This window comes from Pedobacter aquatilis, assembly GCF_030409415.1.
In the GTDB taxonomy this organism is placed as follows: domain Bacteria; phylum Bacteroidota; class Bacteroidia; order Sphingobacteriales; family Sphingobacteriaceae; genus Pedobacter; species Pedobacter aquatilis.
Genome location: NZ_JAUFPW010000028.1, coordinates 102,630 through 117,815 on the forward strand (window position 1 = coordinate 102,630; position 15,186 = coordinate 117,815).

Genomic DNA, 15,186 nt, shown 5'->3' on the forward strand with positions numbered 1-15,186 from the left:
TAGTTGCGTGTTAACCACAGCAAATATAGAGTTTAGCTAAAAGAATTTAAGCTAAACTATCTGAAAGGTTTTGCTCCCTTTCTTTAAATCTGGCAGGCTTAACATCGCGTTTATATTTCCATCTTCTATGGCTCCATAACCAATATGCAGGCTGTTCATTTATCATTTCTTCCAAAAATCTGGTATGAAGTTCGGTAATTTCAAACTCTGCAGTTTCTTTAGGATGCAGGCAAATTGGAACACAATCTACTTCATAGTAGCCACGTTTTAAATAGTTAATTTTTAGATAAAAAACCGGACGATTTGTTTTCTTGGCAATCTTTTCCACACCAAGCTGAACCGAGGTTTCTTGATGGAGGAAATTAGTCCAGTAGATTGATTCTTCTTTCGATGGTGCCTGGTCGCTGCCGAAAGTAAACATACTTGCGCTGTTTTTACTTGCTTGTACGGCCCTTAAAGTTTGACGCATAGAAACCATTTTATTTCCAAACTTACTTCTCATATTAAGAAACCAGTTATCGAAAATTTGACTACTTAAAGGTTTGTAAATTGGAAAATGCTGACCAGAAAAATTTAAGCCAATTGCCATGCAAACCCATTCGTAGTTTCCATAATGAGAAGAACAAAAAAGCACACTTTCGTTATTTTGCAAATAAGCTTCAACCAAATCTTTGTTCTTGAACATAACTCTTTTGTTAAGCTCATTTTTTGAGATACTTTTCATTTTAATTACCTCCACGAACAAAGAAGATAAGAATTTATAATATGCTTTCTCAATAGAATTAAGTTCTGGTGAACTTTTATAGGGAAAGGCATTGTATAAATTCTCTTTTACCACTTTTCTACGATATTTTACAACGTGAAAAATCAATAAATAAAAAGCATCAGCTAATCTGTAAAGCAGAAAAAGTGGCAAAAGAGAAAGTGCGTTTAAGAAAAATATTCCCATTCGGGATAAAACCTTATTAATCATAATAGGCCTGATTAGTTTACTAGTACAAATTTAGATGCAACGTAAAAATCAATTGCCATGAAATTGTTAGAATTTTATTCCAAAAAGGAGTTTTGAAATTCCGCTGACGAAAAATCAATCAAGTGATTAATTTTTTAATGGGCTGATATGAAAATCGTTGGTTATTGCAAAGCCGAATTTCTTTAAACCTTATTGCAGCGGTATCCTTTTGGGCTGTTATCCGGAGCTTGTCGAAGGACAGCCAAAAAGATTAAGCGGAAAGAAGGACAGACATTAAGTGAGGTTCAGAAAATTGCTTTTCATAAAAAATTAACCATCTAAGAAAACTTCGAAAACCTAGGAAATATTTCGAAATTCTGCAAGCTTATATTTCTCAAATGGTTTGAATTAAAACAAAAAAGCCCATCTCAATTAAGAAATGGGCTCAAATGTATTTAAAATCCTCTTCGAGAAAATTTAGTAGTTACTAGTTTTTACTACCGTTTGCTTTACGTTGTTGCTCTGTTAAGAAAATTTTACGTAAACGCATGCTTTGAGGCGTAACTTCGATGTATTCATCAGCCTGGATATACTCCATAGATTCTTCTAAAGAGAATTTAATTGCTGGTGCAATACGCGTATTATCATCTGTACCAGAAGCACGCATGTTGGTTAACGCTTTTCCTTTAACGATGTTAATTACTAAGTCGTTATCACGGATGTGCTCTCCTAAAATTTGTCCTTCGTAAATATCAACACCTGGATCTACAAAGAAACGACCTCTATCTTGCAATTTATCGATTGAATAAGCTGTAGTTGTACCTTTATCCATAGATATTAAAACTCCATTTAAACGACCAGGAATTGTACCTTTCCAAGGCTCGTAAGCTTTGAAACGGTGTGCCATAATCGCCTCGCCAGCAGTTGCAGTTAATACGTTGTTACGTAAACCAATAATACCCCGAGATGGAATCTCGAATTCTAAGTGTTGTAAATCGCCTTTAGGTTCCATAATTAATAACTCACCTTTACGCTGCGTTACCAATTCGATTACCTTACCAGAAACTTCAGCAGGTACGTCAACAATTAAGGTTTCAACTGGCTCATGTTTTTTACCGTCGATTTCTTTAACAATTACCTGTGGTTGCCCAACTTGCAATTCGTAACCTTCACGACGCATCGTTTCGATTAAAACAGATAAATGTAGAATACCACGACCATAAACCAACCATGAATCTGCACCTTGAGTTTCAACAACTTTAAGTGCAAGATTTTTCTCCATCTCCTTCATTAAACGATCTTTGATACGTTGTGAAGTAACTAACTTACCTTCCTTACCAAAGAATGGTGAATTGTTAATAGTAAACAACATATTCATTGTAGGCTCATCAATGCTAATTACTGGTAATTGCTCTGGATTTTCGAAATCAGCGATGGTATCGCCAATATCAAAACCATCAATACCTACAACTGCACAAATATCACCAGAACCAACTTCTGTAGTTCTAATTTTACCTAAACCTTCGAAAGTATAAAGTTCCTTTACTCTTGATTTAACAATTTTGCCATCGCGTTTAATTAAAGTTACCGGCTGGTTTTCTTTAATTGTACCACGATGTACACGGCCAATTGCAATACGACCTACGAAAGATGAATAATCTAACGAAGTGATTTGCATTTGTAAGCTACCATCATTAATTGGTGCAGCAGGAATATTCTCTACAACAGCATCTAACAAAGCAAAAATGTCAGTTGTTGGTTTTTGCCAATCTGTACTCATCCACCCTTGTTTAGATGAACCGTAAATAACCGGGAAATCTAATTGATCTTCAGTTGCCTCAAGGTTAAAGAATAATTCGAAAATTTGCTCGTAAACCTCTTCCGGGCGACAGTTTTCTTTATCAACTTTGTTTACAACCACAATTGGTTTTAAACCTAAAGCCAAAGCTTTTTGCGTTACGAAACGCGTTTGAGGCATCGCACCTTCAAATGCATCGCAAAGTAAAAGTACACCATCAGCCATCTTTAAAACACGCTCTACCTCACCGCCGAAATCCGCGTGACCAGGTGTATCAATGATGTTAATTTTTACATCCTTGTATTGAACAGATACGTTTTTAGATACGATTGTGATACCACGCTCACGCTCCAAATCGTTGTTATCCAATATCAACTCTCCTTTTTGTTCGTTATCACGAAAAACAGAACAAGAGTGTAAAATTTTATCAACCAATGTGGTTTTACCGTGGTCAACGTGTGCTATAATAGCTATATTTCTAATCTTTTGCATAAAATGCGCCTATAAATTTGGCGCAAAGATAGTGTTTTTAAATGAAATTTTAAGGGTTAAGCCTACTATTTATCTCATTATGTTTTCGTTAAATTTTGATTGTCAATAGTTTAATACATCAAACCGACACCAACGCAATCAGAAAATCTCATTTGGTAAAAAGCGGGTTGTGAGCATCATAAAAATTTGTAAAGCAAAAACAGCATTTCATTTTGATGTTCGCCCCGCTATTTTTTTACTCCGCTACGCTCCGTGTTCACTGCTATCGATTTAATTAATACATTTCGGTGCGCAAATTAAACACCTGCAGAAACCAAAATTCAAAACTTATTGTCAATCAAAAGTGAAGCAACATGCAACCTATCTTTCAAATGATTCGTCATGCAGTAAAACAATTATATGAAGAAACCAATTTTAATCTTTACGATCATCCTAACCTTTACGATTAAATCTTCTTCGGCACAGAATAATCTGATAGATAGCCTTTCATTCAATACCGAAAAAGGACTTCTAATATTCGAGGGCTACTTAAATGGTGTGAAAACAGATTTTGCATTTGATACTGGCGCCAGCTTGGGCGCATTGAATAGCAAAAACCTAGATGAAGCAAAGATTGAAATATCGGGCTCAAAAAACATTAGAGATAGTCAGAAAAAATCAGCAAAATTAGATTTAGCCAAGATAAATACCTTAAAAATTGGTCCGCATAGTTTTTCAAATATTACCAGCGTTGTTGCAGATATGCCATTTCTTTTCTGCAATAAAACTTACCTTCTAGGCGGAGATATCATTAACAAACTAAATTGGAAATTCGACTTTAAGAAAAACATCGTTTATTTCTCTAAAACGGCCTTTACTCCAGAAAATAATATGCAGCAAATGCCATTTAAAATTGTTGGAAACAGGCATTTCACAAACTTAACTATTGCTAATACACCCGTAGATAATATATTAATAGACTTCGGCTATGCCGGAAATTGTACAATGGATGCCAACATTAAAAGCACTAAAGAAGTCGCTAAAAAAGTGTTGCCTGAGAATTTATACAAATTCAAAAGCTCATCAATGGGCATAAACACAATGTCGTCTGGTAAACCAACCAATACGTTTTTTATGGATTCAGTAGTTTTTGGAGGAGTTGTATTAAATAACTTTAAGATAAATGCTATGGTGAATACGCATAATAAAATTGGACTTTATTTTCTAAAAAACAATTTTAACCAGCTGATAATAAACAGTATTGACCTTAAATATTGGCTACTTCCAAATAATATTGCACCAAAAAGGCAAATGAATTTTGATGCCAGCTTCCATTTTAATGATAAACGTAAAATTGAGGTTGTTGCACTAAATGGTTCAGCTGAGCACAGCGCAAATCTGCTAAATATCGGACAAACAATTACAGAGTTGAATGCCAGAAATGCGGACAGCTTTACTGATAGATGTGATTTTTTAATATGGTATGCCGAACAAGCTAAAAAAGAAGAATTTTCAGTGATTACTGATAAGGGAGAAAAATTAACCATCAAAAAATCAGTTTTTTAATGGTTAATTTTTATTTCTTAAACCTCAAAAGCCCAGTTTAAAAAGGCAGGCATCGCATTTTCCCAAGTTGGAACGTCATGCTTTCCGCCAACTTTTTCGTAATAGAAAATATGTTCGGGGCGCTTATAATTTTTCTTCATTAATGATTTTACAACATCAATGGTATCATCAATAGAATCGATAATAAAGTTTTTGTTTCGGTCTGCCTTTTCATCTTCCGTACCCGTCATCAACCAAAATTTCATATCTGGTTTGGTAGAGGTCGTATCGATAAGTTCGTGCATAATTCTATCAGCATCGGTATAACCATCAGCTAAATCTTTTTTACGCCACCAAAAAGCACCAGAGAAAACACCTATGGCATCAAAAACAGAAGGATTTTTCCAGGCAATATCAAAAGCAGATAAACCACCCAAAGAAAAACCTGCAAAAGCAACTTTTCCATTAATTGGCATCGCAATTTTTTTCTTTACAAAAGGCAATAACTCTTTAATAATAAAATCAGAATATAAATTTGCCTTAGCACCACGACCTTTAAAATCGGGCGTACCTGCTACACCATATTCCATTAAACGTTCTGTCGATGCCTTAATGGCCACAACAATTAAACGGTGATTTCTTTTATATTGATGGGCGTCTTGAAGAATTTTTGCAAAATCCATTTTTGCAACATCCTGCCCATCATTTAGTAGTAATAATTCTATTTTTTCATTTCCCAAAATACCTTCAGGAGCATATATATCTATTTCAACTTCGTGCTTTAAATAAGCCGAAGGAACTTTAAAACTACTGGTATTAACCTTTACAGATAAAATTGTACTATACATAATTATTCAAAACCCCTATCACATGGCAACCGCCTCAAAATTTTAGGCAAAGTTACAAATCTTGATAAACTATTAAATATCAGTTACCATTTTTTACATTAAGCTTTAATTTAAACAAAAGCATTCAATTTTGTAGAATTTAATTTATACCTTAAAGCATTAAAATTTTTGTATGGTTAAAGAAGAACATAAAAAGTGGTACAGCCCAAATTTAAGTGCTGAAATCGACATGCTCATCTTTGGTCACGGTGGTATCCCTATTCTACTGTTCCCAACGAGCATGGGGCGATATTTTGAGAATAAAGATTTCAAATTGATAGATTCTGTTGAAGGATTTATCAACGAAGGAAAAATTAAGATTTATTGTCCTGACGGCATTGATAAATTAAGCTGGTACAACAAAAGCATACATCCCGCAGATAGAGTAAAAAATCATATTTGGTACGATAAATACCTATTAGAGGAAGTAGCGCCTTTAGCCCGACATGAAACCGGACATAGCAAAATTATAACCGCAGGTTGTAGTTTTGGCGGTTATCATGCAGCAAACTTTGCTTTCCGTCATCCATGGTTAGTTAGCCACATGTTTAGCATGAGTGGTGCTTTTGATATTACTGGTCAGCTAGATGGATTTTATAATGACGATGTTTATTTTAACAATCCGGTTGATAATTTAATGAACAATAGCAATCCAGAACTTCATTATATGAAAATAGTTTTGGGTACAACCGATAGAGATATGTGCAGAGGTGATAACGAGAATTTATCACGAATTCTATCTCAAAAAGGAATAAATCACTGGCTTGATATTAGGCAAAATGCCGACCATGACTGGCCAATATGGAGAGAAATGTTTCCAAATTATATTGCACAATTATAATAAACAGTTGTTCGTTGCTTGTTTTTCGAAAAACGATAGACGATCAACGATAAAACATTAAATATATACCAATGAAAAAAATAGGGATCTTATTTGGCCAGGAACGCTCTTTTCCTGAAGCCGTAATTGAAAGAATCAATCAGAAAGCTGAAAAAGGCATCATTGCCGAAGCCGTTAAAATAGAGAAAATATTCCAAAATGCACCGCTGGGTTATTCGGTAATTATCGACCGGATTTCGCAAGATGTGCCTTTTTACCGTGCATCGTTAAAAAATGCCGCCATTACCGGAACTGCTGTCATTAATAACCCATTTTGGTGGAGTGCCGATGAGAAGTTCTTTAATAATGCCCTGGCAGAACAAATTGGTGTACCTGTACCCAAAACCGCATTAATTCCATCAAGACAACATCCAACAGGAACAACAGGCGAATCTTTTTCTAACCTTGCCATGCCTTTAGACTGGGATGCCATTTTTGAATACACAGGCTTTCCGGCTTATATGAAACCTTATGATGGCGGTGGATGGAGAGATGTTTATAAACTTCATGATAAGGAAGATTTCTTCGACAAACATAGCGGAACTGAACAATTGGTTATGCTTCTACAAGAAGAAATTATTTTTGAAGAATATTTTAGATGTTATTGCATTGGCGGAAAACACGTTCGCATAATGCAATATGATCCACGCAACCCACACCATTTACGCTACGCAGTAGACACCAAACCATCGAGCGAAAAATTATTAAAAACCGTTGAAGAATATACTTTAAAACTTTGCCAATATTTAGGTTACGATTTTAATACGGTAGAATTTGCTGTGCGTGATGGTGTGCCTATCGCGATTGACTTTTGTAACCCTGCACCAGATGCTGACATTAAAAGCGTAGGCCAGGAGAACTTTGATTGGGTTGTAGAAACTACTGCTAATTATGCAATTGAGAGAGCTAAGGCACAAAAAGATGGTCAGGATAATTTAACCTGGGGAGAATATATTAAATCTTCTGTTTCAGGAAAACCACTTATTGGAAATGCAGCAACTAAACCAGCTGTTAAAAAAACTGCATCAGAAAAAGCACCTGCAAAAACTAAAAAACCAGCTGCAAAAAAATAAACGGGATTTAGAATTTAATAACCATCAGGATGAATGAATTTACGCTTGGTATAGAGGAAGAATACATGGTAATTGATCCCGTTACCAGGGAACTTACCTCGCACGACCAAAAAATTGTTGAAGCAGCGCAAAAAATACATAAAGACCAGGTTAAAGCAGAAATGCACCAGGCTGTTGTAGAAGTTGGAACCGGAATTTGTAAAACAACAAGCGAAGCCCGAAAGGAAATTTCGCAGTTGCGTTATACCGTTTCGCAACTTGCAGGCGAACAAGGTTTACGTATTGGCGCTGCCGGAACACACCCATTTTCACATTGGGAAAAACAATTGATTACTGAACATCCCCGTTATAATGAAATTGTTAACGAGTTGCAGGAAGCTGCACGCTCGAATTTAATATTTGGCTTACACGTTCACGTTGGTTTTCAATCGCGTGAGCTTGCCATACACATTGCAAACCAGGTAAGGTATTTTCTGCCTCACGTTTTTGCGCTATCCACAAATTCTCCGTTTTGGGAATCAAGAAATACAGGCTACAAATCTTTCAGAACCAAAATTTTCGATAAATTTCCACGCACCGGAATTCCAGATATTTTCAATAGCATTGAAGATTACGATAGCTATGTTAAGCTACTAATTAAAACCAATTGCATGGATAATGCGAAGAAAATTTGGTGGGACATAAGAGTACATCCATTTTTTGATACAGTTGAGTTTCGAATTTGTGATTGCCCAATGCTTATTGATGAAACAATGGCTTTTACAGCTTTGTTTCAGGCACTCTGTGCTAAGCTTTATAAACTTCGCTTACAAAACATGACGTTTATTAATTATTCGCGTGCTTTAATTAATGAGAATAAATGGCGTGCTGCAAGGTATGGAATTGATGGAAACCTGATCGATTTTGGTAAAGAAATGGAAGTAAATTGCCGAAATCTTGTTTTAGAACTTCTGGATTTTGTAGATGATGTTGTAGATGAATTAGGCTGCCGTGAAGATATAAATTACGTACATAAAATTTTAGAACACGGTACAGGCGCAGATAGGCAGTTGGCAGTTTACGAACAAACTGGTAACTTTGAAGCCGTGGTAGATTACATTACCACACAGACACTTATAGGTGCAAAGTAAAAATTATTATGGATAAAAGGAGCTTAAGGGTTGCCGTTATTGATATGAATAACGGCGCTCCAAATCAGGGCATGCGGGGAATTCAGGAAATTTTATCCCGGTACAAAATTGAACACAATATAAATTTAACCTTCGATATTTTCGATTTAAGGCAAAAGGGCGAAATCCCGGGCATAGATTACGATGCTTATATTTCAAGCGGTGGTCCGGGAAGCCCCATAGAAAGCAAGGGCGAAAAGTGGGAAAATGATTTTTTTCATCTCTTAGATAAAATTGAAGACTTCAATGCTTCCAACGATGAGAAGAAATATGCTTTTCTAATTTGCCACTCTTTTCAGTTGGCTTGCCGAAAATATAATCTGGGTAATGTAACAGAAAGACGCTCCAACGCTTTTGGTATTTTTCCAATTACCCTTACCGAAGATGGTGAGCAAGATGAAATTTTCGAAGGCATTACAAATCCTTTCTTTTCTGTTGACAGTAGAGATTGGCAAGTAATTGAACCAAATTTAGAAGCTTTTGAGGTAAAAGGAGCAAAATTATTAGCTATCGAAAAAGAGAGAAAACACGTTGATTTAGAACGTTGTATGATGTCAATTCGATTTTCTGATGAGATTGTTGGCACTCAATTTCATCCGGAAGCAGACCCAATTGGTATGAAAATGTATCTTCTGCAGGATGAAAAGAGAAAAGTTATCATCGACACACACGGAGAAGCAAAATATTACGATATGCTGAATAGTTTAGATGATCCGGATAGAATTGTACTAACTCAAAGTGTAATTCTTCCAAACTTCTTGAATAAAGCTGTAGGAAATTTACAAGAGGCATAAATGCCAAAAAATTGAAATAAAAATCTAAAATGGCCGTCATTCCGAGGCACGAAGCAATCCTTTTTTGAGGGAGACTGCTTCGTGCCCCGCAATGACGATTACGCTAACCTTACCAAATATTATGATACCTGCTCAACGTCAAAAATTCAATCATCAGTTTACTGAAAAAAAGTATCAAGATTTCTTGGCAGATTTGCAAGAAGGTTATCCTGAAATTCCATTTAGAGTTGCAGAAACGCCAATATTTGTTCCACAAGAGCTTAAAGAAAAACTGATCGCCGCAGGCGAAGAAATTATTAATTTAATTAAGCAACCAAACTTCAAAGAATTAACAAAAAGTTCAATTCCAAAGGATTGGAATGTGCCTAACGAAAACGAAAAGCCTCACTTCTTAACTTTCGATTTTGGAATTTGTAAAAATGATGCAGGTGAACTAACACCCATGCTAATCGAAATGCAAGGATTTCCCTCGTTATATGGCTTTCAAAATCATTTAGCAAAAACTTTTAGAAAGAACTATGAAATAGATGATTCACTAAGCTATCTACTAAATGGTTATGATGAAGAAAGTTACATTAAGCTTTTAAAAGAAGTGATTATCGGGCAACATCAACCTCATGAAGTTGCCTTAATGGACGTTGATGCCAAAAACCAAAAAACCGCTATTGATTTTTTTGTTACGCAGAAAATGTTGGGTATTAAAATACTTGCGTTAGAAGACATTAGGAAAGTTGGCAAACAGCTTTTTTATGTAGAAAATGGTCAGCAAATTCAACTTAAAAGAATTTATAACAGATTGATTTTTGACGAAGTTGCAGCTAACACTGAAATTTTTAAGAATAGTTTCGATCCCAGAGATGAACTCGATATTGAATGGGTTACGCACCCGAATTGGTTTTATAGAATCAGTAAGTATACCATGCCTTTTTTAAAAAGTGAGTTTGTTCCTGAAACCAGGTTTTTAAATAAAGTGAAATCAATACCCGGTGATTTAGAAAATTACGTTCTGAAACCACTATTTTCCTTCGCCGGCATGGGAGTAATTATAGATGTTACAGAAGCTGACATTAAAAAAATATCAGACCCTGAAAACTGGATTTTGCAACGTAAAGTAAGTTACGAACCTGTTGTTCAATCGCCTGATGGCGGCGTGAAAGCTGAGATTAGAATGATGTATTTATGGCCCGATGGTGGAGAACCACAGTTGTGCATAAACTTAGCACGATTAAGCCGCGGAAAAATGATTGGTGTTCGTTACAACGCAGATTTCGATTGGGTTGGCGGAACAATTGGTTTTATGGAAGAATAAGATCTTTATTAATTAATCACCATAAATTTTAATTTACTAATCTGAAAATCTGTGGCTAACCCACCTTTTTACATTTAACTGAAAGCAAAACGAGTAAAGCTACTTATATTTGTTTTATGAATACTCAAACGATTTTAGTCTTTTTACTTTTTGCGGTTGCATTGGTATATGTAGGCCGTTTGGTTTATAAATCTTTACAGGTAAAAAAAGATGGCTGCGGTGGCAATTGCAAATGTGGCGTAGATTTTTCTGATATTAAACCTGTAAAAAAGTAATTTATATTCTTTATGATTGATCAGTTTAGAAATTATCTCAAAGAGAAAATACAAATTACAGATGATCAATTTGATAGCATTTCCTCTGATTTAAAAATAAAAAAGTTCGATAAAAACGAAATTATCCAATACACCGGCGACATTACAAAGCATGGTTTTTTTGTTTGCAAGGGATTATTAAGGGCCTACTCTATTGATTCAAAAGGCAAGGAACACATTCTTCAGTTTGCACCAGAAAACTGGCTCATGTCTGATAGAAATAGTATGAATAATGAGCCTTCAGTATTTTTTATAGATGCGATAGAACAAACGGAAGTTGTAATTATGCCAAATGATTTCATGGAGCAAGCCGGCATAAAAGTTCCTTGTTTACAACCTATGCAAACCAGGTTACTAAACAATTCCATTCGTTTTATGCAAAAGCGAATCAACATGCTTTTAAGTGCAACGGCAGAAGAGCGATATCTTGATTTTATTAAATTATATCCAAATTTAACCTTACGCGTTCCGCAATGGATGATTGCTTCCTATCTGGGTATTACACCAGAATCATTAAGCAGGGTTAGAAAAGAGCTTGCAAACAAACATTTCAGACCATGATAATTTCGAATGAGAGAATGATTAAAAGAGCATCATTAATCAATCATTCAGTCATTCAAAACTCAACCCTTCTTTAATCCAGGCATTACTTACCATACATCAATTTCAAACCAAACCCCTTGCTTTACTTTTGTGTTGTAAATATTAAAAATTAAAACCAAAAGATATGGCTACTACTAAATGGACATTAGATCCAACCCACAGCGAATTACAATTTAAAGTTAAACACCTTATGATTACTACGGTAACTGGTAATCTAAAATCTTTTTCTGCTGAATTAACATCAGAAGGTGACGAATTTGAAGAAGCTCAAATTTCATTCTCTGGGGATATTAATTCGTTGGATACTGGAAATACTGATCGTGATAACCATTTAAAAAGTGGTGATTTCTTCGATGGAGAAAAATTTTCAACCATCGAATTCAAATCTTCATCAATGGAAAAAGATGGTGATGATTATATTTTAAAAGGGGATTTAACCATCAAAGGCGAAACGAAGCCTGTTAAATTAATAGCCGAATTTGGTGGTATTGCAACCGACCCATGGGGAAATACGAAAGCAGGTTTTACATTGAGCGGAAAAATTAACCGTACAGATTTCGGACTATCTTGGAATGCTGCTTTAGAAACCGGTGGTGTGATGGTGAGCGAAGAAGTTAGAATATTAGGCGAATTACAATTCGTTAAACAAGCATAATTCGGTAAAGCCGATTTAATTATTTCCTGTTATGGAAAAAAAACAAGTTGCTGAAGTATTAAAAGCGCCAGCACCACACATGGTTGGCGATGGATTTAGAGTGCATAATTTTTTCCCAAGTGGATATAAAATTGATATGAATCCATTTTTTTTAATGGATTATGGCTCGAAGATAGAATTCTCAGCTCGAAAAAATCCTCGCGGTGTTGGCGTTCATCCACACCGCGGATTTGAAACCGTAACCATAGCTTATCATGGTGCTGTTGCGCATGATGATAGTGCTGGTAATAGTGGCGTTATTTATCCTGGCGATGTCCAATGGATGACTGCTGGAGCTGGTATACTGCATAAAGAATATCACGAAGCGGAGTATAGTCTTAATGGTGGTCCGTTTCAAATGGTGCAGTTATGGGTTAATTTGCCCGCTCAAAACAAAATGAGCCAGCCAAAATATCAGGCTATTAAACAAGCTGATATGCCTGTTTTCAATTTACCCGATGGTGGAGGGAAAATCGAAATTATTGCTGGAAATTATAAAGGCATTAAAGGTTCGGCAGATACATTTACACCAATTGAAGTTTACAATGCTCGCCTAAACAAAAATGGAAAAGCTGAATTTATTTTCCCTAAAAAACACAATATAGGCCTTATGATAATTGAAGGTTCGATAATTGTAAATGAGCAGGAAAATGCAAAAGCTGATTCATTTATTTATTTTGAAAACGAAGGCGAATCGATTTCTATAGAAGCAATAGAAAACAGTATTATTTTAGTTTTAAGTGGCTTACCAATCAACGAACCTATCCACCAATATGGTCCTTTTTTAATGAATACAGAAGCTGAAATTCATCAGGCTATTGCAGATTACAACCAAGGTAAATTTGGCTATTTAGAGGAGTAAACAGGTTTAAATTTATATTACAACCGCCGGCAAGCAAAAGCGCACTCGGTTTTTTTATGTCCTTTCGATTAAACATACCGCATAAGCAACAACACCCTCTTCCCTGCCAACGAATCCCATCAGTTCGTTAGTGGTTGCTTTTATCGAAATATCCTCTGTAGAGATGCCTATTGCCTCTGCAATATTTTTTTGCATGTCTGGTATATGTGGATTTATTTTTGGAGCTTCCAAGCAAAGCATAGCATCAATATTTCCGACCTGCCAATTTTTTTCAGCTAATAATTTTACGGTTTCCTTTAATAAAATAATACTGCTGATGCCTTTCCACCTATCATCGGTATTTTTAAAATGAAAGCCAATATCTCTTAAATTTGCCGCACCTAGTAAAGCATCGCAGATTGCGTGGAGCAATACATCTGCATCAGAATGACCAAAAGCTCCTTTATGATGTTCGAGCGTTACACCACCAACAACAAAAGGATGTTGTTCTTTTAATTGATGAACATCAAATCCGAAACCTACCCTAATCTTCATAATGAATTTTATAATTATGGCACGAAATTGCCAAAATATTTCTAAACGAAACTATCTAAATGTTTTTTTATCCCCGAAATTAAAAAGGAGACTGAAGCGCAATGTATTTGCTAAAGGACTGGTTTGAGCATCTGCAATTAAATAAGCAAAATCGATGTTAAACACATTATATTTCAAACCAGCGCCTAAAGTAAAATATCTGCTATCGCCCTTTTGCGGACTTTGGTAATTATATCCTCCTCGAATTGCAAATTGCTGATTATACCAATATTCCAACCCAGTAGAAATTCCTACTTCTTTAAATTCTTCACTAATACCACCTGGAGCATCGCTAAACGAGCCAAAAATCCCCGCCGGTACAGAACGGTTTGGATCTTTACCTTTTAAAATATTATTATTGGAATCGTAAATCGGTTGCGTTGGAACCAAAAGTTTATTAAAATCTAAGGCAAAAGTGAAAGTATTAAAATCATCAATCTCTATTGTTGATGCACCACCGAGTTTAAAATTTGTTGGTAAGAAGTAATTTTCGCCACCATCCGAATAGCTCATTTTAGTACCGATATTAGAAATATTTGCCCCGGCAGAAACTATTGCATTTTTACCAAACATGGTTGTTGGCGTTTTATACAAACCGGCAATATCAATACCTAACGCATTACCTGCTCTAACCTGGCCAGTAGAAGAAAACTGACCGGAAGCAAGATTTGAATAAATATATCGCAAGGAAGTACCCAAAGAGAAGTCTTTACCGAAATTGCGGGCAAAAGTTACATCAAAGGCAAGCTCATTTGGATTTGCAATGCCTAAATCTTGCTGATTAATATCTGTTAACTGAATTTGGCCTAAAGAAAAATACCTTAATGACGCACCAATCGTATTTCTATCATCCAACTTGTAAAAACCACCAACATATGCAAGATTAATATCAGGCACTAGATTTTTTAACCAGGGGCTGTAGGAGAGCGAAAAACCATATGGCTTTTCTAAAAATGCAAGCTTTGCAGGATTTATACTTGCAGAATTTGCGTCGCCAATTATTGCTACCCCCGCATCGCCCATAGCACCAGCACGGGCATCGGGTGTAATTAATAAAAATGGAACAGCGGTAATGATGTTATTCGATTCACTACCGTTAGTTTGTGTATTGCCAATTGTTACCTGTGCATTCGCCTTGCCAAATACCAAAACTGCCGATAATGCAGAAAATGCAAGTTTACAAATGTACTTGAAATTCATCCTTAGGGTATGTATTTAAGATTTCAGGTAAGTTAATACTTTTAAAAGATATAATCATCAAA

15 protein-coding genes are annotated in these 15,186 nt (G+C 35.6%); 10 read left to right on the forward strand and 5 right to left on the reverse strand.

Annotation, left to right across the window (positions count from 1 at the left end):
• Window positions 1-46: 46 nt before the first annotated feature.
• Together QWY86_RS11655 and typA are read right to left on the reverse strand one after the other, a co-directional pair.
• Entirely contained in the window at window positions 47-973 is a 927-nt protein-coding gene (locus tag QWY86_RS11655; RefSeq protein WP_290242266.1) for a lysophospholipid acyltransferase family protein, read from the reverse strand.
• A gap of 466 nt (window positions 974-1,439) precedes the next feature.
• Entirely contained in the window at window positions 1,440-3,242 is a 1,803-nt protein-coding gene (gene typA / locus QWY86_RS11660) for a translational GTPase TypA (RefSeq protein ID WP_290242268.1), read from the reverse strand.
• A 399-nt stretch (window positions 3,243-3,641) separates the two neighbouring features.
• Here typA and QWY86_RS11665 point away from each other — a divergent pair, with 399 nt between their 5' ends.
• Window positions 3,642-4,787: a retropepsin-like aspartic protease gene (locus tag QWY86_RS11665; protein ID WP_290242270.1), complete on the forward strand. Its 1,146-nt coding sequence runs from the start codon at window positions 3,642-3,644 to the stop codon at window positions 4,785-4,787.
• 17 nt (window positions 4,788-4,804) lie between these two features.
• On the opposite strand, the gene QWY86_RS11670 is transcribed toward QWY86_RS11665, so the two are convergent.
• Entirely contained in the window at window positions 4,805-5,614 is an 810-nt protein-coding gene (locus QWY86_RS11670) for an alpha/beta hydrolase (RefSeq protein WP_290242272.1), read from the reverse strand.
• Between the two features lie 172 nt (window positions 5,615-5,786).
• On the opposite strand from QWY86_RS11670, the gene QWY86_RS11675 reads away from it, so the two are divergent.
• The 9 genes from QWY86_RS11675 to QWY86_RS11715 all read left to right on the forward strand — a co-directional run bounded on the left by QWY86_RS11675 (window position 5,787) and on the right by QWY86_RS11715 (window position 13,351).
• Window positions 5,787-6,494: an esterase family protein gene (locus QWY86_RS11675; protein ID WP_290242274.1), complete on the forward strand. Its 708-nt coding sequence runs from the start codon at window positions 5,787-5,789 to the stop codon at window positions 6,492-6,494.
• A 71-nt stretch (window positions 6,495-6,565) separates the two neighbouring features.
• Window positions 6,566-7,606 carry an ATP-grasp domain-containing protein gene (locus QWY86_RS11680; RefSeq protein ID WP_290242276.1) on the forward strand — a complete coding sequence of 347 codons (1,041 nt, stop codon included), beginning with the start codon at window positions 6,566-6,568 and terminating at the stop codon, window positions 7,604-7,606.
• 29 nt (window positions 7,607-7,635) lie between these two features.
• Complete coding sequence (locus QWY86_RS11685; RefSeq protein WP_290242278.1) at window positions 7,636-8,736, forward strand: carboxylate-amine ligase; 1,101 nt, start codon at window positions 7,636-7,638, stop codon at window positions 8,734-8,736.
• 8 nt (window positions 8,737-8,744) lie between these two features.
• Complete coding sequence (locus QWY86_RS11690) at window positions 8,745-9,569, forward strand: type 1 glutamine amidotransferase (protein WP_290242280.1); 825 nt, start codon at window positions 8,745-8,747, stop codon at window positions 9,567-9,569.
• Window positions 9,570-9,690: 121 nt separating this feature from the next.
• Entirely contained in the window at window positions 9,691-10,878 is a 1,188-nt protein-coding gene (locus tag QWY86_RS11695; protein WP_290242282.1) for a hypothetical protein, read from the forward strand.
• A 116-nt stretch (window positions 10,879-10,994) separates the two neighbouring features.
• Window positions 10,995-11,153 (forward strand): FeoB-associated Cys-rich membrane protein, encoded by a 159-nt coding sequence (locus QWY86_RS11700; protein WP_290242284.1) that lies wholly within the window; start codon window positions 10,995-10,997, stop codon window positions 11,151-11,153.
• Between the two features lie 12 nt (window positions 11,154-11,165).
• The gene (locus tag QWY86_RS11705) at window positions 11,166-11,753 is read left to right on the forward strand and encodes a Crp/Fnr family transcriptional regulator (RefSeq protein WP_290242286.1); all 588 of its coding nucleotides are present in this window, start codon (window positions 11,166-11,168) and stop codon (window positions 11,751-11,753) included.
• A gap of 166 nt (window positions 11,754-11,919) precedes the next feature.
• A complete protein-coding gene (locus QWY86_RS11710) occupies window positions 11,920-12,450 on the forward strand; it encodes a YceI family protein (RefSeq protein WP_290242288.1) in 531 nt (176 codons plus the stop codon).
• Between the two features lie 31 nt (window positions 12,451-12,481).
• Window positions 12,482-13,351: a pirin family protein gene (locus tag QWY86_RS11715; protein ID WP_290242290.1), complete on the forward strand. Its 870-nt coding sequence runs from the start codon at window positions 12,482-12,484 to the stop codon at window positions 13,349-13,351.
• Window positions 13,352-13,405: 54 nt separating this feature from the next.
• On the opposite strand, the gene ispF is transcribed toward QWY86_RS11715, so the two are convergent.
• Together ispF and porV are read right to left on the reverse strand one after the other, a co-directional pair.
• Window positions 13,406-13,885 (reverse strand): 2-C-methyl-D-erythritol 2,4-cyclodiphosphate synthase, encoded by a 480-nt coding sequence (gene ispF, locus QWY86_RS11720; RefSeq protein WP_290242293.1) that lies wholly within the window; start codon window positions 13,883-13,885, stop codon window positions 13,406-13,408.
• 51 nt (window positions 13,886-13,936) lie between these two features.
• Window positions 13,937-15,124, reverse strand: coding sequence for a type IX secretion system outer membrane channel protein PorV (gene porV / locus QWY86_RS11725; protein ID WP_290242295.1), 1,188 nt, complete (start codon window positions 15,122-15,124; stop codon window positions 13,937-13,939).
• Window positions 15,125-15,186 lie beyond the last annotated feature (62 nt).

Coding starts and splice junctions, on each gene's coding strand:
- QWY86_RS11655 (WP_290242266.1), bottom strand. CDS start 973: ATGATTAATAAGGTTTTATCCCGAATGGGAATATTTTTCTTAAACGCA.
- QWY86_RS11680 (WP_290242276.1), top strand. CDS start 6,566: ATGAAAAAAATAGGGATCTTATTTGGCCAGGAACGCTCTTTTCCTGAA.
- porV (WP_290242295.1), bottom strand. CDS start 15,124: ATGAATTTCAAGTACATTTGTAAACTTGCATTTTCTGCATTATCGGCA.
- ispF (WP_290242293.1), bottom strand. CDS start 13,885: ATGAAGATTAGGGTAGGTTTCGGATTTGATGTTCATCAATTAAAAGAA.
- QWY86_RS11705 (WP_290242286.1), top strand. CDS start 11,166: ATGATTGATCAGTTTAGAAATTATCTCAAAGAGAAAATACAAATTACA.
- typA (WP_290242268.1), bottom strand. CDS start 3,242: ATGCAAAAGATTAGAAATATAGCTATTATAGCACACGTTGACCACGGT.
- QWY86_RS11715 (WP_290242290.1), top strand. CDS start 12,482: ATGGAAAAAAAACAAGTTGCTGAAGTATTAAAAGCGCCAGCACCACAC.
- QWY86_RS11675 (WP_290242274.1), top strand. CDS start 5,787: ATGGTTAAAGAAGAACATAAAAAGTGGTACAGCCCAAATTTAAGTGCT.
- QWY86_RS11685 (WP_290242278.1), top strand. CDS start 7,636: ATGAATGAATTTACGCTTGGTATAGAGGAAGAATACATGGTAATTGAT.
- QWY86_RS11695 (WP_290242282.1), top strand. CDS start 9,691: ATGATACCTGCTCAACGTCAAAAATTCAATCATCAGTTTACTGAAAAA.
- QWY86_RS11665 (WP_290242270.1), top strand. CDS start 3,642: ATGAAGAAACCAATTTTAATCTTTACGATCATCCTAACCTTTACGATT.
- QWY86_RS11690 (WP_290242280.1), top strand. CDS start 8,745: ATGGATAAAAGGAGCTTAAGGGTTGCCGTTATTGATATGAATAACGGC.
- QWY86_RS11670 (WP_290242272.1), bottom strand. CDS start 5,614: ATGTATAGTACAATTTTATCTGTAAAGGTTAATACCAGTAGTTTTAAA.
- QWY86_RS11700 (WP_290242284.1), top strand. CDS start 10,995: ATGAATACTCAAACGATTTTAGTCTTTTTACTTTTTGCGGTTGCATTG.
- QWY86_RS11710 (WP_290242288.1), top strand. CDS start 11,920: ATGGCTACTACTAAATGGACATTAGATCCAACCCACAGCGAATTACAA.